24 protein-coding genes are annotated in these 23,621 nt (G+C 62.0%); 16 read left to right on the plus strand and 8 right to left on the minus strand.

The genetic code is table 11. The features are described 5' to 3' along the window. The first annotated feature begins 57 nt into the window (after positions 1–57). The 10 genes from WN72_RS13895 (at position 58) to WN72_RS13940 (ending at position 9,497) form a co-directional block, all read left to right on the plus strand. On the plus strand, positions 58–1,656 hold the full coding sequence (locus WN72_RS13895; protein ID WP_092214520.1) for an ABC transporter substrate-binding protein: 1,599 nt from the start codon (positions 58–60) through the stop codon (positions 1,654–1,656). A gap of 160 nt (positions 1,657–1,816) precedes the next feature. After that, positions 1,817–3,169: an LLM class flavin-dependent oxidoreductase gene (locus WN72_RS13900; RefSeq protein WP_092214522.1), complete on the plus strand. Its 1,353-nt coding sequence runs from the start codon at positions 1,817–1,819 to the stop codon at positions 3,167–3,169. A gap of 26 nt (positions 3,170–3,195) precedes the next feature. Beyond that, on the plus strand, positions 3,196–4,281 hold the full coding sequence (locus tag WN72_RS13905) for an ABC transporter substrate-binding protein (RefSeq protein WP_092214524.1): 1,086 nt from the start codon (positions 3,196–3,198) through the stop codon (positions 4,279–4,281). Continuing rightward, positions 4,278–5,123 (plus strand): ABC transporter ATP-binding protein, encoded by an 846-nt coding sequence (locus tag WN72_RS13910; RefSeq protein WP_092214526.1) that lies wholly within the window; start codon positions 4,278–4,280, stop codon positions 5,121–5,123. The genes WN72_RS13905 and WN72_RS13910 overlap by 4 nt, the downstream gene beginning before the upstream one ends. Then, positions 5,120–5,980 carry an ABC transporter permease gene (locus tag WN72_RS13915; protein WP_092214528.1) on the plus strand — a complete coding sequence of 287 codons (861 nt, stop codon included), beginning with the start codon at positions 5,120–5,122 and terminating at the stop codon, positions 5,978–5,980. Before WN72_RS13910 ends, WN72_RS13915 begins: the two co-directional genes overlap by 4 nt. A gap of 52 nt (positions 5,981–6,032) precedes the next feature. After that, a complete protein-coding gene (locus tag WN72_RS13920) occupies positions 6,033–6,737 on the plus strand; it encodes an ABC transporter permease (protein WP_347337469.1) in 705 nt (234 codons plus the stop codon). A 432-nt stretch (positions 6,738–7,169) separates the two neighbouring features. Further along, complete coding sequence (locus WN72_RS13925; RefSeq protein ID WP_244553709.1) at positions 7,170–8,018, plus strand: ABC transporter substrate-binding protein; 849 nt, start codon at positions 7,170–7,172, stop codon at positions 8,016–8,018. Between the two features lie 225 nt (positions 8,019–8,243). Beyond that, positions 8,244–8,462 (plus strand): hypothetical protein, encoded by a 219-nt coding sequence (locus WN72_RS13930; protein WP_092214534.1) that lies wholly within the window; start codon positions 8,244–8,246, stop codon positions 8,460–8,462. Continuing rightward, positions 8,459–9,082, plus strand: coding sequence for a helix-turn-helix domain-containing protein (locus WN72_RS13935; protein WP_092214535.1), 624 nt, complete (start codon positions 8,459–8,461; stop codon positions 9,080–9,082). The genes WN72_RS13930 and WN72_RS13935 overlap by 4 nt, the downstream gene beginning before the upstream one ends. Before the next feature lie 79 nt (positions 9,083–9,161). Further along, entirely contained in the window at positions 9,162–9,497 is a 336-nt protein-coding gene (locus WN72_RS13940; protein ID WP_092214537.1) for a hypothetical protein, read from the plus strand. Positions 9,498–9,670: 173 nt separating this feature from the next. On the opposite strand, the gene WN72_RS13945 is transcribed toward WN72_RS13940, so the two are convergent. Both WN72_RS13945 and WN72_RS13950 read right to left on the minus strand, forming a co-directional pair. After that, on the minus strand, positions 9,671–10,576 hold the full coding sequence (locus WN72_RS13945; RefSeq protein WP_092214539.1) for a LysR substrate-binding domain-containing protein: 906 nt from the start codon (positions 10,574–10,576) through the stop codon (positions 9,671–9,673). Between the two features lie 313 nt (positions 10,577–10,889). Further along, a complete protein-coding gene (locus WN72_RS13950; protein ID WP_245003233.1) occupies positions 10,890–11,840 on the minus strand; it encodes a helix-turn-helix domain-containing protein in 951 nt (316 codons plus the stop codon). Positions 11,841–11,984: 144 nt separating this feature from the next. Here WN72_RS13950 and WN72_RS13955 point away from each other — a divergent pair, with 144 nt between their 5' ends. From WN72_RS13955 to WN72_RS13970, 4 genes are all read left to right on the plus strand, one after another. Beyond that, the gene (locus WN72_RS13955) at positions 11,985–12,611 is read left to right on the plus strand and encodes an MSMEG_1061 family FMN-dependent PPOX-type flavoprotein (RefSeq protein WP_208617486.1); all 627 of its coding nucleotides are present in this window, start codon (positions 11,985–11,987) and stop codon (positions 12,609–12,611) included. Between the two features lie 11 nt (positions 12,612–12,622). After that, positions 12,623–13,387, plus strand: coding sequence for an MBL fold metallo-hydrolase (locus tag WN72_RS13960; protein WP_092214543.1), 765 nt, complete (start codon positions 12,623–12,625; stop codon positions 13,385–13,387). 324 nt (positions 13,388–13,711) lie between these two features. After that, complete coding sequence (locus tag WN72_RS13965) at positions 13,712–14,728, plus strand: aliphatic sulfonate ABC transporter substrate-binding protein (RefSeq protein WP_092214545.1); 1,017 nt, start codon at positions 13,712–13,714, stop codon at positions 14,726–14,728. Positions 14,729–14,792: 64 nt separating this feature from the next. Then, positions 14,793–15,770: an amidohydrolase family protein gene (locus tag WN72_RS13970; RefSeq protein WP_092214547.1), complete on the plus strand. Its 978-nt coding sequence runs from the start codon at positions 14,793–14,795 to the stop codon at positions 15,768–15,770. A gap of 392 nt (positions 15,771–16,162) precedes the next feature. On the opposite strand, the gene WN72_RS13975 is transcribed toward WN72_RS13970, so the two are convergent. The 6 genes from WN72_RS13975 to WN72_RS14000 form a co-directional block, all read right to left on the minus strand. Further along, positions 16,163–16,672 (minus strand): Lrp/AsnC family transcriptional regulator, encoded by a 510-nt coding sequence (locus WN72_RS13975; RefSeq protein WP_092214549.1) that lies wholly within the window; start codon positions 16,670–16,672, stop codon positions 16,163–16,165. 56 nt (positions 16,673–16,728) lie between these two features. After that, the gene (locus WN72_RS13980) at positions 16,729–16,893 is read right to left on the minus strand and encodes a hypothetical protein (RefSeq protein ID WP_167380734.1); all 165 of its coding nucleotides are present in this window, start codon (positions 16,891–16,893) and stop codon (positions 16,729–16,731) included. A gap of 199 nt (positions 16,894–17,092) precedes the next feature. Beyond that, positions 17,093–17,419, minus strand: a complete 327-nt coding sequence (locus WN72_RS13985) for a hypothetical protein (protein ID WP_092214552.1) — start codon at positions 17,417–17,419, stop codon at positions 17,093–17,095. Between the two features lie 30 nt (positions 17,420–17,449). After that, a complete protein-coding gene (locus WN72_RS13990) occupies positions 17,450–18,265 on the minus strand; it encodes a MetQ/NlpA family ABC transporter substrate-binding protein (protein WP_092214554.1) in 816 nt (271 codons plus the stop codon). Positions 18,266–18,310: 45 nt separating this feature from the next. Further along, positions 18,311–19,654, minus strand: coding sequence for an LLM class flavin-dependent oxidoreductase (locus tag WN72_RS13995; protein WP_092214556.1), 1,344 nt, complete (start codon positions 19,652–19,654; stop codon positions 18,311–18,313). A gap of 45 nt (positions 19,655–19,699) precedes the next feature. Further along, a complete protein-coding gene (locus WN72_RS14000) occupies positions 19,700–20,536 on the minus strand; it encodes a class I SAM-dependent methyltransferase (protein ID WP_092214558.1) in 837 nt (278 codons plus the stop codon). A gap of 374 nt (positions 20,537–20,910) precedes the next feature. Here WN72_RS14000 and WN72_RS14005 point away from each other — a divergent pair, with 374 nt between their 5' ends. Both WN72_RS14005 and WN72_RS14010 read left to right on the plus strand, forming a co-directional pair. Then, positions 20,911–22,350 carry an FAD-dependent oxidoreductase gene (locus tag WN72_RS14005; RefSeq protein ID WP_092214561.1) on the plus strand — a complete coding sequence of 480 codons (1,440 nt, stop codon included), beginning with the start codon at positions 20,911–20,913 and terminating at the stop codon, positions 22,348–22,350. Positions 22,351–22,648: 298 nt separating this feature from the next. Then, complete coding sequence (locus WN72_RS14010) at positions 22,649–23,575, plus strand: TauD/TfdA dioxygenase family protein (protein WP_092214563.1); 927 nt, start codon at positions 22,649–22,651, stop codon at positions 23,573–23,575. The last annotated feature ends 46 nt before the right edge of the window (positions 23,576–23,621 follow it).

Raw genomic sequence — 23,621 nt, forward strand, 5'->3', positions numbered from 1 at the left:
GCCGAGTCATCGGGCGAATGCCGCATTGTGACGAATTGGAAGAGGCGGAGTGACGTGATGGGGATCAATCGTCGAACGTTCAATCGCGGCATGCTCGCCTCCGGCGCCGTCACGCTGCTGCCTTCCGCGAGGACCGTTGCGGCGGAGGCGCGCCCGGTCTCGGGCGGTACGCTGAATTGGGTCTATTACCCCGATCCGTCGGCGATCATCGCGATTAATACGTCGTCCGGCACCGGCCAGTCGATCGGCACCAAGATCAACGAGGGGCTGCTGGCCTACGACTACGACCTCAATCCGCGGCCGGTGCTGGCGACATCCTGGACCATCAGCGAGGACGGGAAGCGTTACACGTTCCGGCTCAGGCCCGGCGTCAAATGGTCCGACGGCAAGGAATTCACCTCGGCCGACGTCGCGTTCTCGATCGAGCGCCTGAAGATCGCCCATCCGCGTGGCCGGATCACGTTCGCGAATGTCGAGACTATCGAAACACCTGATGCGCTGACGGCTGTGATCGTGCTGTCGAAGCCGGCGCCGTACCTCATCACGGCATTGGCGGGTGCGGAATCTCCGATCGTGCCGAAGCATATCTATACGGCGCTGAAACCGGACGAGCAGCCCAAGCTGGAACAGACGATCGGTACGGGCCCGTTCATCCTTCGCGAGTGGGTTCCCGGAAGCCATCTTCTGTTCGTCCGCAATCCCAATTATTGGGACGCGCCAAAACCCTATGTCGACCGCCTCGTGCTCAAGGTGATTCTCGATCCGGCCGCGCGGGCGGCGGCACTCGAGGCGGGAGAGGTCGATATCGGTGCGACCCCGGTGCCCTATGGCGACATCGAGCGGTTCAAGCGCGACAAGCGCTTCGTGGTCGATACCGCGACTTACGGCTATTCCGGCCCGCAGCAGCAGCTCTTCTTCAATTACGACACGCAGCTTTTGCGGGATCGCCGCGTGCGCAAGGCGATCGCTCACGCAATCGATCTGAAGGCGCTGGTGAACGTCGTCTTCTTTGGCTACGCGCTCGTTTCTCCGTCGCCGGTCAGCACGGCGCTGCCGAAGTTCTATGATCCCAAGATCCAGGCGTGGCCATTTGATCCGAAGGCAGCGGAACAGTTGCTGGACGAGGCCGGCATCAAGCGTGGCGCAGGTGGCGTCCGCGCCAAGTTGAGGTTGACGCAGAATCCGTTCTTGCCCGCAAGTCTCTCGGATTTCTTGCGCAATTCACTGCGCCAGATCGGTCTCGACATCGAGATTCAACGATACGATCTCGCGACCTACCTGAACGTCGTCTATCGCGATCGGGCATTCGACCTCACGGCCGAGAGCCTGTCGAACACGTTCGACCCGAGTCTCGGTATCCAGCGCGCGTACTGGTCGAAGAATTTCCGGATCGGGTTGCCGTTCTCGAATGCCGCGCATTACGACAACGCCGAGGTCGATCAGCTGCTGGAGGCCGCGGCGATCGAGCCGAACGTCGAGAAGCGCCGCGATATCTGGTGGAAGTTCCAGTCGACGATCCACGAGGAAGTTGCCTCCGTCGACCTTGTCGCCGCCGGAGGCGTGATCATCGCCAACAAGAAGGTCCGCAATTTCGCGCCGGGCGGGGAGGGGCTGAACGGCAGCTTCGCCGATCTGTGGATCGACCCGTCGGCGTGACCCGGAAATCATATTCTTCCGCGTCCGATTGCTTCTGCAGAAGAGACGTAGCGCCGGACGCTGCAAGAATGAAAATCTGTGAGATTGCGCAAAGCGAAAAGCAATCGTCATATCGGCTAACGATCGCGCATCTCAATATTGATCATCGAAGGACCATTGCATGTCGCGTCGCAAGGAGAAGCTGTCTCTCGGCGCCTTTCTGCTGTTCACCGGTCACCACGTCGCTGCGTGGCGCTCGCCGGAGGCCTCCGACAGCCAGTCTTTAGCGGATTTCGTGCAGTTCGCCCGGATCGCAGAGGACGCCAAGTTCGACGCCATTTTTCTGGCGGACATGGTCGGCGTACGAGTCGATCGCATCGAAGGCGCCAGCCACAAGGCCCACAGTGGGGTGTATCCGTTCGAGCCGCTCACGCTGCTGTCGGCGCTCGCTGCCGTTACATCCCGGATTGGTCTCGTCGCCACGGTTTCGACCAGCTACAGCGAGCCGTTCAACGTCGCGCGGCAATTCGGCTCGCTCGATCGTTTGAGCGGCGGTCGATCCGGCTGGAATCTCGTCACATCGACAGAGGCTTCGGCCGCGTTGAACTTCAATCATGACGGCCTCGTCGCCCACGCCGAGCGCTATGCCCGGGCGGAAGAGTTCGCCGACGTGGTTCTCGGTCTGTGGGACAGCTGGGATCACGATGCCTTTGAGCGCGACCGCGCAAGCGGTCGCTATTTCGATCCCGACAAGCTGCACCTCCTCAACCATCAGGGGCGGCACTTTAGGGTGCGCGGCCCCCTCAATATCCCGCCGTCGCCGCAGGGGCGCCCGGTCCTGGTGCAGGCAGGCTCGAGCGGACCCGGCAAGGAGCTGGCGGCGCGAACGGCGGAAGCCATCTTCACTGCGCAGCAGACGCTCGAAGACGCCGTCTCATTCTATTCCGACGTCAAGGGCAGGCTCCACAAATATGGCCGGGACGCGGACGAGTTGAAAATTCTGCCTGGCATCTTTCCCGTTGTGGCGGAGACCGAAAGCGAAGCGAAGGAGAAGTTCGACGAATTGCAGTCGCTCATCCTGCCTCAGGTCGGGCTCGATCTGCTCGCCGGCTTCCTCGGTGCGCCCGAGATCGTTCATGCCGATCCGAACGGCCCCATTCCGGCCCTCAAGGAGACCGAGGGCGGCAAGAGCAGGCAAGCGCTCCTGCTCGAGCTGGCACGCCGGGAAGGACTGACGGTTCGCGATCTCTATCTCCGCATCGCCGGCGCGCGGGGGCACTGGCAACTGGTCGGAACGCCCGTGCAGATCGCGGACCAGCTCGAGGAGCGCTTCCAGAATTACGGGGCCGATGGTTTCAACATCATGGCGCCGACCCTGCCGGGCGGTCTGACCGACTTCATCCGGCTGGTGGTCCCCGAGTTGCGCCGCCGCGGCCTGTTCCGCGACGAGTACGAGGGAACGACCTTGCGCGACCACCTCGGCCTGCGCCGCCCTCAGCCGGCGCGCCGATCCGCGGCTGAGGCCGCCGAATAATTCGAAATGCACGAGGAAATCACGCCATGATCGGAATACGCACGCTGTTCCGCCATTTGCTCGCGGGAGCAGGACTCTTGATCGCGGCGTCGTCGCCGGGCTCGGCCGCCGATACGATCACGGTCAGGATCGGGTTTGCCTCGGTCGGCTCGGATAACCGCCAGTTCTCGGGCGGTTCATCCGCCGGGGTCGCGCACTCCGAGCACTATCTGGATCGCGAGTTCAGTGACCGGCCGGATGTGAAGATCGAATGGTTCTTCTTCAAGGGGGCCGGTCCGGCGGTCAACGAAGCCTTCGCCAACAACCAGCTCGATTTTGCGATCCAGGGCGATCTGCCGGAGATCATCGGCCGGGCGAACGGCTTGAAGACGAAGATTCTGCTGGCGTCGGGCGCGCATGCGCCGATCTATCTCGCGGTGCCCGTGGGCTCGCCGGTCCGCAAGGTCGCGGATCTGCGTGGCAAGAAGGTCTCGATCTTCAGGGGCACCAACAATCACCTTGCCGCCGTGAAGGTGCTCGCCGGCAACGGCCTTCAGGAGAAGGATGTGCAGGTGATCAACATGGACACCGCGACGACCAATGCCGCGTTGACCTCCAAGGATATCGATGCCGCCTTCGGCAATTTCCCGCTGGCGGGCCTCGCCGAGAAGAACATCGTCGAGATCATCTATACGACCAAGGGCGACAACCCGGCCTATGAGCGCCATTCCACGCTGATCGGGCAGGAGGCCTTCATCAAGGCGCATCCTGATGTCACGCAGAAGATCGTCTCTGCGATCGTGAAGGCCGCGCGCTGGTCGTCGGAGGAAGCCAATCGGGAAGCTTTCTTCGAGTTCTCGGCGCGTACCGGCTTTCCGGCCTCGGGCTACAGGTTTGACTTCTCAAATCAGGAGCTGAAGTACCGTAACACGCCGATCGTCGATGCCTCGATCATCGAGAGCTACCGGGTGCAGGCAAAGCAGGCAAAGGAGTTTGGCCTCCTGCGTCGAGACGTCGACATCGACGGATGGTTCGATCGCTCGTTCCTCGATGCGGCGCTCAAGCAGCAGGGATTGGTGGGCTATTGGCAGGAATACGATGCGAGCGGCAAGCCGCTGGCGGCAGGACAATGACCGCGTTGGCGCAGGTCGAACCGGCTTTATCTGCGAGCGCCGATCGGAGTGGCGCTCGTCTGGACATTCGCAATGTGTCGAAATCGTTCGTCGTCAACGGCGCAGCGGTCGAGGCGTTGAAGGACGTGTCGCTGGATGTTGCAGCAGGTGAGTTCGTGGTCCTGCTCGGCCCGAGCGGATGCGGAAAATCGACCCTGCTGCGGCTCGTCGCCGGGCTCGATCGCGATTTTCGCGGAAGCATCAGCCAGGATGGCGAGCCGGTTGCGGGGACCAGCCTCGATCGCGGCATCGTGTTCCAGGAGCCGCGGTTGTTCCCATGGGCAACGGTCACCCAGAATATCGCCCTCGGTCTCAAGAATGCGCCGCTCAGCGAGCGCGCGAAAAGGGAAACGATTGCGGCACATATCTCGCTGGTCGGCCTGGACGGGTTTGCGGAGGCCTACCCACACCAGCTTTCCGGCGGCATGGCGCAACGGGCGGCCATCGCCCGCGGTCTCGTCAACCGTCCGCGGTTGCTTCTGCTCGACGAGCCGTTCGGTGCGCTTGATGCATTGACGCGCGCGCGGCTCCAGCTCGAGCTTCAGCGCATCTGGGCCCATGAGAAGATCAGCATGATCCTCGTGACCCATGATGTCGACGAGGCCGTGCTGCTCGGCGATCGCATCATCGTGCTCGCGCCCCGACCGGGCCGGGTTGCACGCATCTTCGATGTGACGGTCCCGCGGCCAAGATCCCGGAGCAGTGACGACCTTGTCCGTACCCGCAACGAAATCTTGAGGACGCTCGGCGAAGGCGATGGTGGCACGGTCGCGCAAGGGCTCCCGAGCGGAGCAGACGCATGACCGACGCCGCAATTCGAACCTCAGCCGGCCCACGCGCCTCATGGCATCTTGCTCTTCGCCGCATCGTCTCCGGTTCTGCGGGGCAGGCGGTGTTGTGGCGTCTAGCGGCCTTCGGTTGGCTGCTGGTGTTGCCGGCGGTGGCCCTCCCGATCTGGATCATCGGGACGGATCGTGGCTGGCTGGCGGAACAGATCCTGCCGAGGCCAGGCGACGTCCTGCATACGCTGCGGGACATGGTCGTGAGCGGAGAGCTCGCGCAGCATGCCGGCTACAGTTTGCGGCGTGTCGCTTATGGCTTCGTTGTCGGCGCGGGTGCAGGCCTCGTAGTCGGTTCCGCCATGGGCCTGTCGCGCCGCGTGGACGAGTATGTGCGGCCGCTGTTCACGGCGATCGCGCAGGTGCCGGCGCTTGCCTGGATCCCGCTGGCGATGTTGCTGCTCGGTATCGGCGAGGGGCTCAAGATCGTGGTGATCGCCAAGGCGGCGTTCGTGCCCGTCGTCATGAACACCAGCGCAGGCATTGCCAACGTGCCGAAGGCGTTCGTCGAGGTCGGCGAGACCTTTCGCTTCACGCCGTTACAGATGTTGCGCCATATCGTGCTGCCGGGAGCGGTGCCGCCGATCTTCACCGGCCTGCGCTACGGCCTGACCCATGCCTGGATCGCGCTGGTCAGCGTGGAGCTGCTGGCCTCGTCCGAAGGGCTGGGCTATCTCCTGGTCTGGGGCCGCCAGATGTTCTGGCTCGACACGGTGCTGGTCGCGATGATCGTCATTGGCGTCATCGGCTTTGTCAGCGACAAGGCGCTGGCGATAGTGGAAGCCCGGCTGCAACGCTGGCGGATCGATCGTGTCCGATAGCGCCGCGTTCAGGACCATCGGCCGCGGGTTGGTTCTTCCGCTCGGCTTGCTCGTGCTCTGGGAGTTCGCAAGCCATTCCGGCCTCGTGAACCGGCAGTTTCTGCCGCCACTCGAGCACGTCGGAGTCAGTTTCTGGGAGGAGTTGCGCAGTGGCGAGCTCACCCAGTCGCTTGCGGCCAGCCTGCGCCGAGATCTGCTGGGATTTGCGCTCGGCTCTGGCATCGGTATCCTGGTCGGACTGTTGCTCGGCCTGTCCCGCATTGCCGATCGCATCTTCACGACGTGGTTCAATGGACTGAAGCAGATAGCTTTGTTGGCCTGGATTCCGTTGATCTCACTGTGGTTCGGGTTCGACGAGACCGCCAAGATCGTGTTCATCGCGCTGGCGGCGGCGATACCGGTCATTCTCAATCTCGTCGAGGGCGTGCATGCGACCTCGGAAAAGCTGGTCGAAGTCGGCGACGTCTTTCGCTTCAATCGCCTCCAGTTCGTCGTCTACGTCTATTTTCCGGCCGCGTTGCCCTCGCTTCTGACGGGTCTCCACCTCGCGCTCATCTACGCGTGGCTCGCCACGATCGGCGCCGAATACTTTATGGCGGCTGGGCCCGGCATCGGTGGGCTCATCATCGCGGGCCGCGAGCGTTTCGACATGGACCTGGTCATGCTCGGCATCCTGGTTGTGGGCACGGTGGGCTTCGTCATCGACCGGGGCGCGGCATGGCTCGAACGGAGACTCATTCCGTGGCGCAAGGAATAGGGATTCACGTCGTCGCGTGTCTTCAGTCTCGTTTCAGTACGGCTATTTCCGCCGCGCCGTGCGTCGCGACATGAACGCACTAGCTCAGCGCAAATCTTTGCAATCGACCCGACCTACAGCGATCTCTAGCATCTGAGGCCAGCGTCGCCGTTACGCGAACGGCAAGGGCATTCGGGAGATCTTCATGACATTAGATCGACGCGATACCTGGTCCCGGCGTGGGGTGCTCGGGCTGGCGGGGCTCGCCGGTGTGACTGCGCCGTTCGGCCTGATGCAGGCCGCGCGTGCATTTCCGGCGCTTGGTCTGGGCCAGATCGCCGATCCCTTGAGCGGCGCGCCAATCTGCAAGATCGCGAGCACGGAGGAGACCCCGAAAGGCCGCCGCGCCATATTCGCTTTGCCTATAACGGCACCGGCATCTGTACGGCAGCGGTGCCGGTCGCGCTGCACCGGGGATTTTTCGCGCGTCACAATCTGGACGTCGAGTTCCTGCAGCTCGCGGGCAATATTGACCAGATGCTCCAGGCGCTCGCGACCGACAAGGTGGATGCGGGCTCGAGCATGCTGCTCAACTGGCTCAAGCCGCTGGAGCAGGGCATCGACGTCAAGCTGACGACAGGCCTCCATGGCGGCTGCACCCGCCTGTTCGTGCGGAAGGAGTCCGGTTTCCAGGACATCAAGGATCTCAAGGGAAAGACGATCGGCGTGTCCAGCATTTCGGGGCCGCCGCGCAACTTCTTCGCGATTCTGCTGTCGGACAATGGGCTGGACCCGCAGACCGACGTTCAGTGGCGCGAATTTCCGGCCGACCTGCAGTTGATCGCCCTGCAACGCGGGGAGATTCAGGCGATCGCCGATTCCGATCCGAACGCCTGGCTGACCGAGCGGCGTGCCAACGGCGACATCGTCGAGATCGCGTCGAACCTCAGCGATGACTACGCCAATCTGTCGTGCTGCACCCTCGGAGTACGCAGCTCGCTTTGGGCGTCAGACCCTGCCGCCGTGAAATCGCTGACCTACGCGATTCGCGAGGCGGCCCATCACGTCGCCGAGAATGCCGATGACGCTGCCGAGATCTTCGCGCCCTACACGCCCAAGGTCGCGGTGGCCGACCTCGCGGCGATGCTCCGCAGCCATACCCACGGGCATCATCCGTCGGGCGCAGAGCTGCGGAAGGAGGTCGTGAAGATCACGTCCGATCTAAAACGTGCGACGATCATCAAGCCCAACACGGATCCGGCAAAGCTTGCCAATCGCGTCGTGGTTGACGTCGAAGCGTGAGATGCGGGTAGTTGCGGACCTCTCGGACGCCGGTGAAGGGGGCCGAGGGCAAGCGGCGAACAAAAGCTAGGCAGAAGCGCGCCGCTCTGCACGAGGCCGCGGCGAGAAATCTTTGCTACGTCGTCGGGCTTTACAGGACACGTGTTGTTTTGTTCTGCGAGAGCTTGTCGGCGATCCCGGTGGAACTAGGATGTTGAATGTGACAACAGAAGGCGGATCGAACAGGTGACCGAGAGTACGAATTCGGCGCGGATCATTGATCTCGATGCCTATCGGCTGAAGAGGCGCCAGCAGGCGTCCGAAGCTGTGATCGGGCCGCAGCAGAACGCCGCCGGCAACCCGTCTTTTGGCGGGGCCATGCCGCTGCTCTGGTTCTGGCCGACCTGGGTTTGGGTTGCGGTACCCGTCCCAGCGGTATCGGCCGTGCAGTGGGATGCTTCATGAGCGACGGCAGCGTCGCTCCATCCTCGGACACGAACCTTCCATCGCCTACTGACCTGGAGTTGCCGCTCGTCCTTGGGCGCAACCTGCGGCGCCTGCGAACCAGCCGCGGCCACTCCCTCGAGCGGCTTGCGAAGCAGTCAGGCGTCAGCCGTGCCATGCTGGGCCAGATCGAGACAGGAAAGAGCGTCCCGACCATTGCATTGCTGTGGAAGGTCGCGAACGCGCTTCACGTTCCCTTCGCCAACCTTTTGCAGACAGACGCGGCGCGAGGACCAGTGGTCTTGCGGCGCGGCGATGCCAAGCTGCTCTCCTCGAGTCAGGGACAGTTCACGTCGCGGGCACTGTTTCCATTCGATGGTAATCATCAGGTCGAGTTCTACGAGCTAAAAATGGGTCCTCTCCATCGCGAGGCGGCCGAGCCACATGCGGCAGGCACCCGTGAAAATCTGTTCGTCGCAAAGGGGGCGGTCGAGATCACCGTTGGCCTCGAAAAACCACAGACCTTGATGGAAGGCGATGCCATTCTGTTCGAGGCCGACGTGCCCCACGTTTACAAGAATCTGGTCGCCAGCGAGGCCACTCTTTACCTGGTCGTGACCTGCGCGGAGGACGTCGTCTAACGCAAACGGGCCGGCGAAAGCCGACCCGAAGCAACCGTCCGTCCTTGCGAGGATCGCGGCTCAGGCAGCTTTCATCGGCATGCACATCATCATCATGCCGCCGCAGCACATCATCATGGGCATGCCCATCTGCATCATGTTGGTCATGCTCTCGCAGCACTTCATGAACATGTCCTTCATGGACGGATCCATCGGCGTCATCTCGCAGGTCATGCCGGTGGGGGTCATGGTGTACTTCATCTGGCAGGGCATCATCATCGGCATGCCCATCATGTTCATCATCGGCATCATGTTGCCGGCCATGGCGGGGCTCATCATCATCGGCATGGGCATCATCTTCATCGCGGTGTTCATTGTCATTCTCCGGGGACCAAGTAGGAAGCACTCATTTGCGCTGCCAAAGGAGATAAAATGAACTGCACGGGAAGTGAATCGGGAAATGTTTGTCTCGTTCGCTTTCATCCAAGAAAATGGAAACGCTGTCGAACCTGAAGGCTGGATCTACCAATATAACAGATATGAATCTTTTATATTGGAGATGCGGCGGACTCGGACTTGGGATCGCGTCGATCCGTCGCCGAGCAATATTCAAACGTCCTGCTCACCTTGCACGGGCTTGGTCATCCAACGGCGAAAAGCCTGTACCGCGGGAAAACGGCTTCGATTGACTGGGTAGACTAACCAGTACGCGCGCGGGGTCATGTCAGTGACGATCGGGAAAGGTTGGACGAGCCGTCCTTCCTGTATCTCGTGCGCGTAAAGGGCTGGAGAGAGCAGGGCGACGCCATGTCCTCGCAGCGCGGCCTCGGCACATAGATTTCGGCAATCGAGACTGAGCTCGGCCTTGGTGGGAAGATCGACGTTTGGCATGCCGCTCCTCGCGAACCACGAGGGCCAATAAGGGTCTGACTTCTGAATCATCGGCACGCGAAGCAGATCGTGGGGCGACTTCAGCGGTCCGAACTGCTTGACGAAGGCCGGGCTGCATAGAGGCGTCAGCGCAAATGGTAGCAGCTTGTGAATGCGCAGTCCCGGCCAGACGCCGCCGCCACTGCGCAGCCCGACATCGAAACCGTGCCGTTCGAGGTCGACGATCTCGCGCGACGTTTCGAACCTCACCTCGATGTCCGGGTGCCTGCGGCGAAAGCCGTCCAGTCTCGGCAGAATCCATCCCGGAGCAAGGCTCGTCAGTGCCGTGACGGAGAGAACCGTGCGGCGTTTCGCGTCCAAATGCGCGAATGCTTCCGCCATCGAATCGAACATTCGGTGGAGGACCGGAGCGAGCTCGATCCCTACAGGCGTGAGCTCTATGAATCGATTTCGCCGCACGAACAGAGCGTGGCCAATCTGGTCTTCGAGAGTCTTGACGTGATGACTGATCGAAGACTGCGTGGTGCCCAATTCCTCCGCGGCGCGGGTGAAGCTGCCTTGTCGCGCAGCGACTTCGAATGCACGGATTGCAGCCAGCGAAGGAAGCTTTCGGGACGTTGCCATCGAAATGACTCATGCGAAACTAGTCAAATCCATTTTGTCAGTTGAGCGCAAAGCAGTCCAGTGTCGGCGCCAGGAGCCCACTGCTCTTGGTGGAAGATCGACCTATGGGACTTCGCTGGTGGTTCAGTGCCGCGAAAGCGGCATGGCAATGCATTTCGCTGCTGGGACGGCCCGAAAGGGTCGACAGCTATCCTGACTGGCTACGGCAGGACCTCGGTCTGATGGACGGTGATGGCCAATCGAGGTCTGAGCGACTTGATCAGATCCGGCGACATCACGCCGGATGGATCTAGCGCCTCTTGCCCTTCATCACTTATCGGCCGGCAAGATCACCATGCGCAGGTTGGCGAAAAGCCGCCCGATAGAGTGCGGGGCTTGTGCCGAGACGCGCCCTGAAATGATGCCTCATCGCGTCTGCGGAGCCGAATCCCGTTTCGGTCGCAACGCTCTCGATCGGAAGACGCGTTCCCTCCAGCAGTTCGCGTGCCTTGGCCACGCGCGCCTGCACCACCCACTCGCCCGGCGATAGGCCGGTGGCGTCCTCGAACCGGCGGATGAAGGTGCGACGGCTCATTCCGGCCTGCGACGCCAGGCTGGCAATGGTCAGGTCGCGGTCGAGATGGCGCTGGGCCCAGACGAAAACCGCGGCGAGAGCGTCGCCTTCGGCCTTTCGCACTGGCTGAGGAATGAACTGGGCCTGACCACCGTCGCGATGCGGTGCAATCACGAGCCGCTGGGCGATACGATTGGCGATCTCGGAGCCGAAATCCCGGCGCACGATGTGGAGGCATAGATCGAGTCCGGCGGCGCGGCCGGCCGAACTCATGATGTTGCCGTCCTCCACATAAAGCACGTTGGCGTCGACCCGCGTGCGCGGAAATCGCCGCGCAAGGGTCTCGGTATGCGCCCAATGCGCGGTGGCGCGCCGGCCGTCGAGGAGTCCGGCTGCGGCAAGGATGAAGGCGCCGGCACAGATCGAAGCCACCCGTGCGCCACGCTTGTGCGCGCGCCTGAGTGCTTCGAGCAGCGCAGGAGGTGGGCTATCCAGGATATCGAGCGAACCCGGCACGATGATCGTGTCGGCGCGGGATAAGGCCCGAAGGCCGCCGTCGACAACGACCTTGAGGCCGTTGTTGGCTTTCAGGGGCTGTCGCGGCCGTTCCGAGCAGATCACGACGCGATACCAGTCCGTCGCCATGCCGAAGACCTCGACCGCGAGGCCGAGCTCGAATGCGTTGACCCCGTCATAGGCGAGCACGGCCACGGCCTGCTTGCGCCGAGGCGTACCGGACTTGCGGGAAGGGAACCCTTGGTTTGGCATTATCTTCACGATAGGCGGCATCCGTGCCACTGGTCAATCGGTCGAACAAGCCTCAGCTTCGTTTCCGTTCAGGGAGCTTGTCATTCGATGTTCGACGATCTGACATATCTTGTCGGGGCCGACGAATTGCGGCCGCTCTATGCGCAGGCGTCCGCCCTGGTTCGTGCCAAGCAGCTCGACCGGCTCGACGCCCATTGCCGCCGCTTCATCGAAAAGTCCCCGCTGGTGATCATCGGTTCGTCCCATCCCCGCCGTGGCCACGACGTAAGCCCGCGCGGCGATGCGCCAGGTTTCGTCCGCATCCTCGATTCCCAGTATCTGGCCATTCCCGATCGGCCCGGAAACAATCGTCTCGACACGATCGAAAATCTCTTCGCCGATGCCTCCATCGGACTGTTGTTCATCATTCCCGGCATCGATGAGCTGCTTCGCGTCAACGGAACGGCACGCCTGACGCGGTCGCAGCTGCTGCTGGACCAGATGGCAGTGCGTGACAGGGCGCCGAAGCTCGCGATCGTCGTCGAGGTGCAGGAAGCATTTCTCCATTGCAGCAAGGCATTCAAGCGCGCGCGGCTGTGGAGCGACGAGTATCGGCTCGACCGCGCCGAACTTCCGACGCTCGGCCGGATGCTGGCCGACCAGACGGGGTCGGGTATCAGCGTTGCCGATATCGAGGCTCGCATCGAGGCCGATGCGCGCAACAACCTCTACTGAAGGAAACGACGATGAAGTTCAGGCTCCTGCGCAACGCGACTCTGAAGCTGGACATTCTGGACAGGTCGGTGCTGATCGATCCGTTCTTCGCACCGAAAGGCTCACGGCCGTCCTTTACCGGGCGTGCCCCAAATCCGCTGGTCGAGCTGCCAGTCGGCCCGGAGGAGATCCTCGATGGTGTCGAGCTCGTCGTCGTGTCGCACCTCCACGCCGACCATTTCGATCCCGTCGCGCAGGAGCTGGTGCCGAAACATCTGCCGTTGATCTGCCAGCCCGGCGATGAAGACAAGATCCGTTCCTACGGCTTTGGCAACGTCACGCCGCTTGCCGACGCATACGTCTGGCAGGACATCCGGTTCCAGCGACGTGTGGGCAGCCATGGCCTGGGACCGGTCGTGCAGAAGATGGGCTCGGTGATGGGCTTCACGATCACGGCGAAGGACGAGCCGTCGCTTTACTGGGCCGGCGACACCGTGCTGTATCCCGCGGTCGAGGCCAACATCGCGGGAAGCCGGCCGGACGTCATCGTCATCCATCCCTGCGGAGCGAAATGGGACGGCGATCTCATCACGATGGATGCGGCGCAGGCGGTCGAGACCTGCCGGCTCGCGCCCGACGCGGTGGTGATTGCGACACATATGGACTCCCTTGATCATGCGACCGTGAGCCGGATCGATCTGCAACAAACCGCCCAGGATCAAGGGATCGGACCGCAGCAGCTTCTGATCCCGCAGGACGGCGATCTTCTGTCTTTGACGGCTGGCCAGCTCAAGTGACGCGCGGCCTGCGGCTATGATCGATGGTCGGAGCCGTATCGCTCGCATTCGTCTTGTTGTTAGGCCATGCCGCATCATTCGCCGTGCCGGCGATAGCAAACGATTGTGTGCAATCACGCCGAGGCCGTTCCGATTGAGAGTAGCCGGAATGGCGTTTCAGCTTCGCGCTATTCTGCGGAGATGCATTGCTCAATTGCGTGCGAAAGCAACATGAATTTTCTTAATTCTCCAGCGTCATTGACTCGCGCAAGATCATGCGACGAAGTCGGATCGTTACAACGATCTGCTGATCGATAATTTTCGTCGAGATGGCCGGAGAAATTGATGTCCAAGCAGCGGTATCCTGAAGTTTCAGAAGACTCGGTGAACCTGTTGCGTCGCCGCTTGCTCCAGGGGCTTGCAGTCGGGTCCGCAGCATTCGCGCCGGGAACGATCTTCGCGCAGAATGCGGCGGTCGAGAATCGTGGTGCCAGGCCCAAGGAAATTCGCTTCGCTTATCAGCGCGGTGGGATTCTCGTTGTCGCGCAGCAGCAGAAAGTACTCGAGAAGTTCTTTCAGCCGCGGGGGAGTGAGATCGTCTGGAAACTATTCTCTTACGGCAATCCCGCGCTCGAAGCCGTCAATGTCGGCAGCATGGACTTTTCGTCGTCGGGAAACACACCGATCATCTTTGCGCAAGCCGCTGGTTTCGATGTCCAGTACATCGCCGCGCAGCGGTCCGGCGATGGCGGAGAGGGGATCGTCGTTCTTCCGCAGTCGGGCATCAAGCACGTTGGGGAATTGAAGGGCAAGAAGGTTGCTGTCGCGAAGGGAACCAGTTCGCATTACTTCCTCGTTGCCGCGCTTCAGAAGGCTGGCCTTGGATACGAGGACGTGACCGCGGTATTCTTGGCGCCTTCCGACGCGCCCGGGGCGCTTTCGCGAGGCGATGTCAGCGCGTGGGTCGTTTGGGACCCCTATCTCGCCCTGGCCGAGCAGAAGTTCAACGGGCGCGTGATTGCGTCATTGGGAGCGGATATCAAATCCTACAATTTTTTGGTCGTCCGGCGCGGTTTCGTGAATGAGAACCCGCAGGCCGTCAACGAGGTGTTGGCGCAACTCCGGCCGATCGGATCATGGGCGCAGGATCACCGGGGCGAGATCGCCCAGCAACTCGCCGAGATCACCGGGATTGAACTTGAGACCCAACGATTGGCGGCAGAGCGCGCGAATTATGCGATTGCGCCGGTTACGGACGACGTGATTGAGAGTCAGCAGGAGGTGGCCGATCTGTTCTTCAAGCTGGGTCTCATTCCCAAGGCCATCAAGATTCGCGATGCGGTGTGGAACTGGCAGGCGTGATGCGCACCAGCCGAAGCCATTCCGGCCTGCGTCGTGAAACAGGGAAGCTTCTTGCGGAACGATCATGATCATCGACAGTCACGTTCACGTCGGAACATTCCCCTCGGTCGAGAGCGCCGGTCACTTGCTGTCCACCGTGCCCGATGTCGTCGCATTTCGGACCCGCCATCGCGAGCTCTACGAGCGATTCGCGCGTGAGGAGCCGCTCGACAACGGAGAGGCGCTTCTCAAGGATATGGACAAGTTTGGGGTCGAGAAAGCCATCGTTCAAAGCCGGCCTGGTATCAGCAATGATTTCGTGGCGGCGATCGCGGCTCGCCATCCCGAGCGGCTAATTCCTATCGCCGTCCCGACCCCTTGGCCGACGCCGGCTGACGATCCGCGCGACAAGGGGAGGATGATGTCTCCGCGGGACGTCGCGGAGGAGCTGGAGCGATGTATCACTGAACTTGGAATGATCGGTGTAGGCGAGATCTTTCTAAGGCGGCTGACTCGGAAACTTCATCCCGAAGATATTGCCGACGATTTGGCGCCGATGATGGAGGTGATTGCCGCTCACGAAACCAGTGTCCAGATTCCAACCGCCTGGACTCAGCTTCCCGGCGGTCTCTACTATGGGGATCCGATATGGGTAGATGAGGTGGCGAACCGGCATCCTTCGGCGCGCATCATTCTGACCAAGATGGGCAGAGAGATAGATCACCTTTTCGAGAATTGCCTGTCGGTCGCTATGCGAAATGAGAATGTCTATTTGGAGGTTTCAGGCTCGTCCTCGAACCATTTGAGACGGGCTCTGCAGGTGATTGGGCCGAGTAGACTGCTCTTTGGCACGGATTGGTCTCCTGTGTGGAGATTTGTGCGCGATCCCGCACCGGTAGTGCTGAAGTCGATTCGAAATGTCGAGGAGGCAACCGATGACTCGGGGATTCGACGGCAGTTGTTCAGTTCGACCGCATTGAATCTATACAACGTCCCAATCTCGAGGTGGGCAAGGCATGCACGAGAACGCCGGGAGTTGAGCCATCATAGGGATGATCGATGACCACCGGCAGTTTTCGGCGCTGTCGCTTGTCGATACCACCGAGTGAGGTGAGTTGGCGCCGTTCCTAGAAAGTGTTGCGTCGGTCTCAGAAGCCCATACGCTGCACGACCCGGTGCGATGGAAGTATCATTTGATCGGCATTACGTGCTGAGCGATAAGAGGCCGCCGCTTCACAATTGGGCCTAGGAGCGCAGGAGCGAGCCTAACGACCGCTCTTCGAGTAAGCCGCGCGATGTCTGAGAGCCGGGGGATATGTGGCGTCGCGACATGCGATGGCAGCTCTCTGCTGATATGGATTACCAAAAATCGGAGTGAAGGGGGGCGTAAGTTGGGGACATTTCGATCCGATATCGGCAATTCGTCGCGTGTGTAGGTTCGCCGTTCCTTAACACTTATTCCACCAGGATGAGCGGCACCGGCAGGGCCGTGATCGACTTGATCTTCTCCATCGCAAAGCGCGAGGTGACGTTCTTGAGCGGGACGGCGTGGATCAGCTTCTTGTAGAACACGTCGTAGCTCTGCATATCCGGGATCACGACGCGCAGCATGTAGTCGACGTCGCCGGCCATCCGGTAGAATTCCATCACCTCAGGCATGGCGCTGACCGCCGCGGCGAAGCGTTTCAGCCAGGCATCGGAGTGATCGGAGCTTTCTACCGACACGAACACTGAGAGGCCTAGGCCGATCTTGTTCTGGTCGACCAACGCGACGCGCTTCAGGATCACGCCGTCCGCCTCGAGCCGCTGGATGCGTTTCCAGCACGGCGTCGACGACAGGCCGACCCGGTCGCCGATCTCGGCCACCGACAGCGAGGCGTCTTCCTGAAGCACCGTCAGGATCTTGCGGTCGATGGTATCGAGGCGGCGGCCTGTCTCGGCGAGCTGCAAGGCAGCGTCGGTCATGTCGGATTACCTCTGTGTCAGGGGGAAGCTTGGGGGCCGGCGTTTGGGCGAAATTGTCAGCCGTGGGGCCCGAACAGGAAGATCTCGTAAAGGTCGTCCTGATGGCCGCCCTGGTCATCGTTCGGGCCGCCCGTCTGTGGCCGCAGTGAGTGCCGGAACCATCCGCGTGCCTGTTCGAGCCAACTGGCGAAGCATGAATGCAGCGAGATGACGTAGCTCATGTTCACTCCGGACAACGGTGTAGGGCGAGAACCCGACAAGGCTATCACGAGCGGTAACACGTTGAATATCGCCAGCCGCTGGCCACGATCAGTTTGGTTGGATCGCACTGAGACCGTCATCTGTTCGAGCAGAAAATTCCATGGCGCCGTTTCGCAAGGAACGATTTTCATGCGGTGTAAGGAGCGCGGAGGCGTTGGATCAGTCGTTCGCGAGCAGCGCGAGAACGTCAGCGTGCCGCAGCTGCTGTGTGGAACCGGTGTTCAACGGTCTGCGGCAGGAGTCCGGCACCATCGGCAGCATGGGCATTCCCATGCTGCCGAACGATGCATACAAAAGGCTCCGGTCGGCTCGCTCATGCAGGTGCGCCCCCGTCACCAGGCCGAGTACGAACAGGAACGCGATCAGCAGCACTAGCGGGAAAATCAATGCCTCATGCCTTCCGATGCGATCGGTCACCGCTCGCGCGTCGTTCGCCCGCTCGGCGGGAGAACGGAGGCCGGTCCATTCCAGGGTGAATTCGAACATGCCGTGTGTCGCTGTTGGTTCGCGATCCCTTCACTTCATGTAGTCAGGCAGGGTGAAGCCGTCATAGAAATGGTCCGCCCGGATCGCCGTCTTGAACGTCGGCGATTTGTAGCCGGCCACGATGTCCTGGGCCCATTCGGCATTGGCGTTCGCCTTCTTCACCGCGAGCACGTTGATGTAGGGCGTCGTCATCTTCTCCAGCGCGAAGGCATTGGTCAGCTTCAGCCCGCTGAAGATCGCGAAATTGCCCTGGATGGCGGCGAAATCGACGTCGTCGAGCGCGCGCGGCGCCTGCGCGGCCTCGAGCGGGACCAGCTTGATACCGCCGGGATTCTTGATGACATCGAGCTCGGTGACGTCGACCGGCTTGCTGTCGCGGATCTCGATCAGGCCTAGATCGCGCAGCACCCACAGCGCGCGCTGCAGATTGACGGGATCGTTCGGCACCGCGACGCTGGAGCCCGGCTTGATCGGCGTGCCCAGCGGGTGCTTCTTCGAATAGAGGCCCATCGGGGGCGTCGGGACGTGGACGATGCCGACGAGATCGGTCTTCTGGCGCTCGTTATAGGACTCCAGGAAGACCGTGTGCTGCATCACATTGGCATCGATCTCGGACTTGAACACCGCGTTGTTGGCTTCAAGGCCCGTCGAGAATTCGACGTAGCGGATCTTGTAGCCCTTCTGCTTCAGCTCGGGCTCGACGCCGATCTTGAACTCATCGATGTACGGCCCCGGCACGAAACCGACCCGCAGCTCGGGCTTTGCGGGTTGCTGTGCCAAAGAATTTCCGGCGGCGAACGGGGAAAGAGCCAGAAGGCCCGAGAGGAGAAACAACGCTATCTTCATGTCTTCTTACTGATCTCGAGTCTGGACGGGAGTGCGGATGCGGTGTCAGGCGATCGCCTTGACCTGGTTGGAGTAGATGCTGGCGGGGCGGGCGAGGCCGTAATGCTCGCGCAACGTCGTGCCGGTGTAGCCCTCGCGGAACAGGCCGCGCTTGCGCAGGATCGGGACGACCTGCTCGGCAAAGACATCGAAGCCGCCGGGCAGCCAAGGCGGCATCACGTTGAAGCCGTCGGCCGCGCCGCCCTCGAACCAGGCCTGGATGTTGTCGGCGATCTTTTCTGGCGTGCCGGCAATGACCCAATGGCCGCGCGCGCCGGCGAGGCGCTGCACCAGTTGCCGGATTGTCGGCTTCTCGCGATCGACGATGTCGACCACGAGCTTGAAGCGGCTGGCGACGCCGCGTGCGCTCGCGGTGTCGATCAAATGGCGGGGAACGGGACCGTCGAGATCGTAGCCGGTGAGATCGACGCCGATCATCTGGCGCAGCTGCGTCAGGGAATATTCCGGCTGGATCAGCTCGTTGAACTCCTCCTGGAGCCGGTCGGCCTCGGCTTGCGTGCTGCCGATGAAGGGGCTGATGCCGGGCAGGATCTTGATCTCGTCGGGGCCGCGATCGAAGCTGCGGGCCTGTCGCTTGATGTCCGCGTAAAAAGCCTTGGCGGAGTCCAGCGTCTGGTGCGCCGTGAAGATCGCTTCCGCGAAGCGGGCAGCGAAGGCCCGACCGTCATCGGAGGAGCCGGCCTGCACATAGACCGGCCGGCCCTGCGGTGTGCGCGAGATGTTCAGCGGGCCGCGAACGCGAAAATGCTTGCCGACATGGTCGAGCGTGTGGATCTTGCTGGTCTCGGCGAAGACGCCGGAAGCGGGATCGTTGACGAGCGCGTCGTCCTCCCAGCTGTCCCAAAGCCGCGAGATCACGTCGAGATATTCGCGGGCGCGCTCGTAGCGCTCATGGTGGGGCGGATGCTCGGGCAATCCAAAGTTTTGCGCGGCCTGCGGCGCGCTGGTCGTCACGATATTCCAGCCGGCCCGACCCTTGCTCAGATGGTCGAGCGAGGCGAACAGGCGCGCGAGATTGTAGGGCTCGGTATAGGTGGTCGATGCCGTTGCGATCAGGCCGATGCGCTTGGTCACCGCGGCGATCGCAGCCAGCCAGGTGATCGGTTCGAAACGAAAACGCTGGGCGAAGCGGACGTTGTCGGCCAGCGCCGGCCCGTCGGCGAAGAAGATAGCGTCGAACTTGCTGGCCTCGGCGCGCTGCGCCAGCTCCTGGTAATAGGTGATGTCGAGAATGCGCTCCGCCGACGACCCCTTGTAGCGCCACGCGGCTTCGTGATGGCCGCCGGGATAGATGAAGAGGTTGAGAACAAGCTGCCGTGGGTTGCTCATGGTTCGAACTTCCAGATGCGAAGGCCGGGGAGGAGGCCGGAGCGGCTACGAGATGGAAGAGGTGGCTTGTGATCCCAGCTTCCGCGCGAAAGCGAAGCGCAGGTATCGTTCGAGGCGGAGGCCCTCCGGCGTGCGCTTCGTCTCGACCAGCGCGGCAAAGGCGGCGTCGATCGCTGCCCGTTCCGCTGGCGAGAAGCCGCCGAGGAAGTTGCCGAAGGCGCTCGCCTCGGACCATCCGAGCACCGAAGTCACGTCGCCGTGCAGATCGACCAGCGAACGAAGGTCACTTCGGTAATCGACGAAGCCGGTCTCGGCGAACAGCGTCTTGAGCTCGTCGTCCGTCGCGCCGAGCACGCGATGCGACTCGCTGCTTCTCGCGCCGAACCCGGCCTGTTCGATGGCCTCACGAAGCAGGGTTCGCGACTCGTGAGGCTTGGTCGGATCCTGCACATTCAGCCCGATCCGGCCGTCCGGCTTGAGGACCCGTTCGATCTCACGCAGCGCCTGCCGCTTGTCCGCGATCCAGTGGAAGACGCTGTTGAGGTAGACGGCGTCGAATTCCGCAGGCCCGAAGCGCGAAAGGTCCTCGGCACGGCCGACATCGAAGGTCAGGGTCTGCGATGCGCGCAGCCGCGCGATGGTGATCCGGTTCTCCAGTGGATCGATGCCGACCACGCGGCCGGTCGGGCCGACAAGTCCCGCAACGAATTCGGTCAGGCGGCCGGTGCCGGCACCGATATCGAGCACGTGATCACCGGCCTTCAAAGCCAGCGGCCCGATGAGGAATTTGCCATGGTGAAACTGGAGGATGCCAGCCTGTTCGTAGGTGCGTGCAAGCTCAGGCGTGTCCCGTTCGAGGCTGATGACGCCGGCGGTCAACATCGTACTTTCCAAAATCTCCAACGCGCCGTCGAGACGGCTTGATCGAGACGAACTCTATGTTGTCGGGGCGAGAAAAGTCGATGAAATGGATTTACGTTGTTCGGTGCGACGCGAGCATGAATCTAGCGATGGGAGCGCACTAAGGAGATGATGTTGCGAACCGACCATCTCAACTGAAGGCGGCGTGGCGATCGAATGTCCCGTCGCCCGCCCTGGCTCACTTCGCGCAGTCGAAGCAAATCTTTCAACGCGCCGTGACCCGGCGGTGGGTTCGTTGTTCGTGCCGCCAAACAAAACCCAATCCATTTCATTGACTGAATGTCGCCGGCTTCTACGATTTGGTCGCATCTGATGCCGACAAATCCGGGTGCAACATGTTTCAATCTGATGTCGACGCCGCAGCTTGTGAGACCTTGCGTCTGCTTGGTCCCGACCCGCAGAACTGGGTCCCGGATCGTCACGGGGTTGACCACAACGTCGCCATCGTCGGGGGCGGCCAATCCGGAAGCGCTTTTGCCTTCGCACTGCGCCGTGCTGGCATCGGCAAGATCACGGTGATCGATGCTGCAAGCGATGCCGCTTCGTCGGGCCCATGGCTGAGCAGTGCGCGCATGCACAAGCTGCGGACGCCGAAGGGCTTGCCCGGACCCGAGCTCGGTTTGCCGGGGTTGAGTTTTCGGGCGTGGTATGAAGCCCGCAATGGCGCGGCCGCCTACGAAGCGGTCGATCGTATTTCCCGCGTCGATTGGGCGGCCTATCTTGACTGGTATCGCAAGACGCTCGGCATCGAGGTGCGCTACCGGACGAAGCTTCTTCGCATCGAGCCGGCAGCGGATCACTTGCGGCTTCATCTCGACGTCGCCGGCGAGGCAAGGGTCGAAACCGCCCGCAAGATCATCCTCGCCAGTGGTTTCCCAAGCAACGGCGGTCCGTCCGTTCCCGACGTGCTCTCGCGCAATCTGCCTAAGGAGCTTTACGCGCATACGTTGGAGGCGATCGATTTCGGAAAACTGCGCGACAAGTCGGTCGCAGTGCTGGGCAGTGCGGCCTCCGCGTTCGATGCGGCGGCGGTTGCGCTCGAGGCCGGTGCAAGGGAGGTGCACCTGTTCGCACGGCGCGATAAGCTGGCCTCGGAGCCCGTGATCAGGACGCGCGGATATCCGGGCGCATATGACAATTATGGGGCGCTCCCGGACGCGGTCCGCTGGCATCAGGCCATCCGCTTTCGTCGCGCGGGGTCGACGCCGCCGCCCGACGCGATCGCGCGCGCGGTCAAATTCCCCAACTTCCACCTTCATCTGGCGGCGCCGTGGACCTCAGCCAAGCCATTCGGGCGGCGACTACTTGCAACCACGCCGCAAGGCGATATCGCGTTCGATTTCGTCATCGCGGGGACGGGCTACCAGGTCGATCTCGCAAAGCGGCTGGAGCTCGCTGCCTTCTCGAACGAGATCCTGCTATGGCGCGACCGCTATTCTCCGGCAGCGAGCGAGCAGGATGAGGCCTTGGGTGCGCATCCTTATCTCGGCGCGGGGCATGAATTCCTGGAGAAGGAGCCCGGCCGCGCGCCGTACTTGCGGAACATCCATGTGTTCAATCCCGCGGCGTTCGTCAGCTTCGGCCTGCCGATTGGAGACGTGCCGAGCTTCAAGCGCGATATTCCGGGCGTCGTCGCGCGGATCAGCAGGGATCTGTTTCTTGACGACCTCCCTGCGCATGAGACCCGGATCAACGGGCCGATCGCGGACGATTTCGAGCCGTCACTTTATGCGTCGGCCGTTTGGCGTTCGCCCTACATCGTCGCTGCGGAGTAGATCAGAGCGCAAGTAGCAACTGGACACGCCATGACCGCGGATGCGTCTGTTTCTCAACTGCCTCGAACTTTGGAAGCTATTTCCGAAGCCCTTGAGTTAGCATCTTGTGACTGAACAAGAGGCTGCATTGATGCAGCCTCCCACGGAAGATCCCGCCAGACGCGATTGCCGTCAGAGCAGACGGCAGTCCTGCAAGAGGATCGATCGCAACATCACTGTCTTTCACTCCGCCGTCGCAGCAGCGATCGGCGCACGGCGGAGCCTTGTCCAAACGGATCGCGGTCTTGGGGAAGATGACATGACTGACGGAATCACCATCGACAACGTCATTCCGCGCGCGGATATCGTCAAGCGATCGGCGCGTATCGGCGCGGAGATCAGGAACATCAAGCTGTCCGGTGATCTTCCGGATCGGACGATTGCCGCCATCAACCAGGTGCTGCTCGAGCACAAGGTCATCTTCTTCCGTGACCAGGATCATCTCGACGATGCCGAGCAGGAGCGCTTTGCCCATCGGCTCGGCAGGCTGGTGCCGCATCCGACGGTCGGCGCCACCAAGGGCACGGCCTCGATCCTCGAACTCGACTCCGCGCGCGGAGGCGGCCGCGCCGACCAGTGGCACACCGATGTCACCTTCGTCGACGCTTATCCGAAGATCTCGGTTCTGCGCGGGGTGGTAATCCCTGAGTACGGCGGTGACACGATCTGGTCGAACACGGCCACGTCCTATCTCGATCTGCCGGCACCGCTGCGCAAGCTCGCGGACGAGCTCTGGGCGGTACACAGCAATGCCTATGACTATGCGGTCAAGACCCGAGCGAGTGAGGCCGACCGGAAGCAATTCGATGAGGTCTTCACGGCGACGGTCTACGAGACCGAGCATCCCGTCGTTCGCGTCCATCCCGAAACCGGCGAACGCACGCTGGTGCTCGGCAACTTCGTCCAGCGATTCGTCGGCCTGTCGAAATACGACAGCCAGAAGCTGTTTGATCTCTTCCAGTCGCACATCACCGCGCCGGAGAACACCGTGCGCTGGAGCTGGCGGCAAGGGGACGTGGTGATCTGGGACAACCGCGCGACCCAGCACTACGCCGTGAACGACTATGGCGACCAGCACCGCGTGGTCCGGCGCGCCACCATCGACGGCGAAGTGCCGGTCAGCATCGACGGCCGGAGCAGCGTCACTCGCGTCAAGGTGGCGAAGCCGCAGGCAAAGGCCGCCTGAAAACGAGCGATGGAGTGAACACAATGAGAATCGCTATCTCCGCTCT

It is taken from the genome of Bradyrhizobium arachidis, from assembly GCF_015291705.1.
GTDB lineage: Bacteria > Pseudomonadota > Alphaproteobacteria > Rhizobiales > Xanthobacteraceae > Bradyrhizobium > Bradyrhizobium arachidis.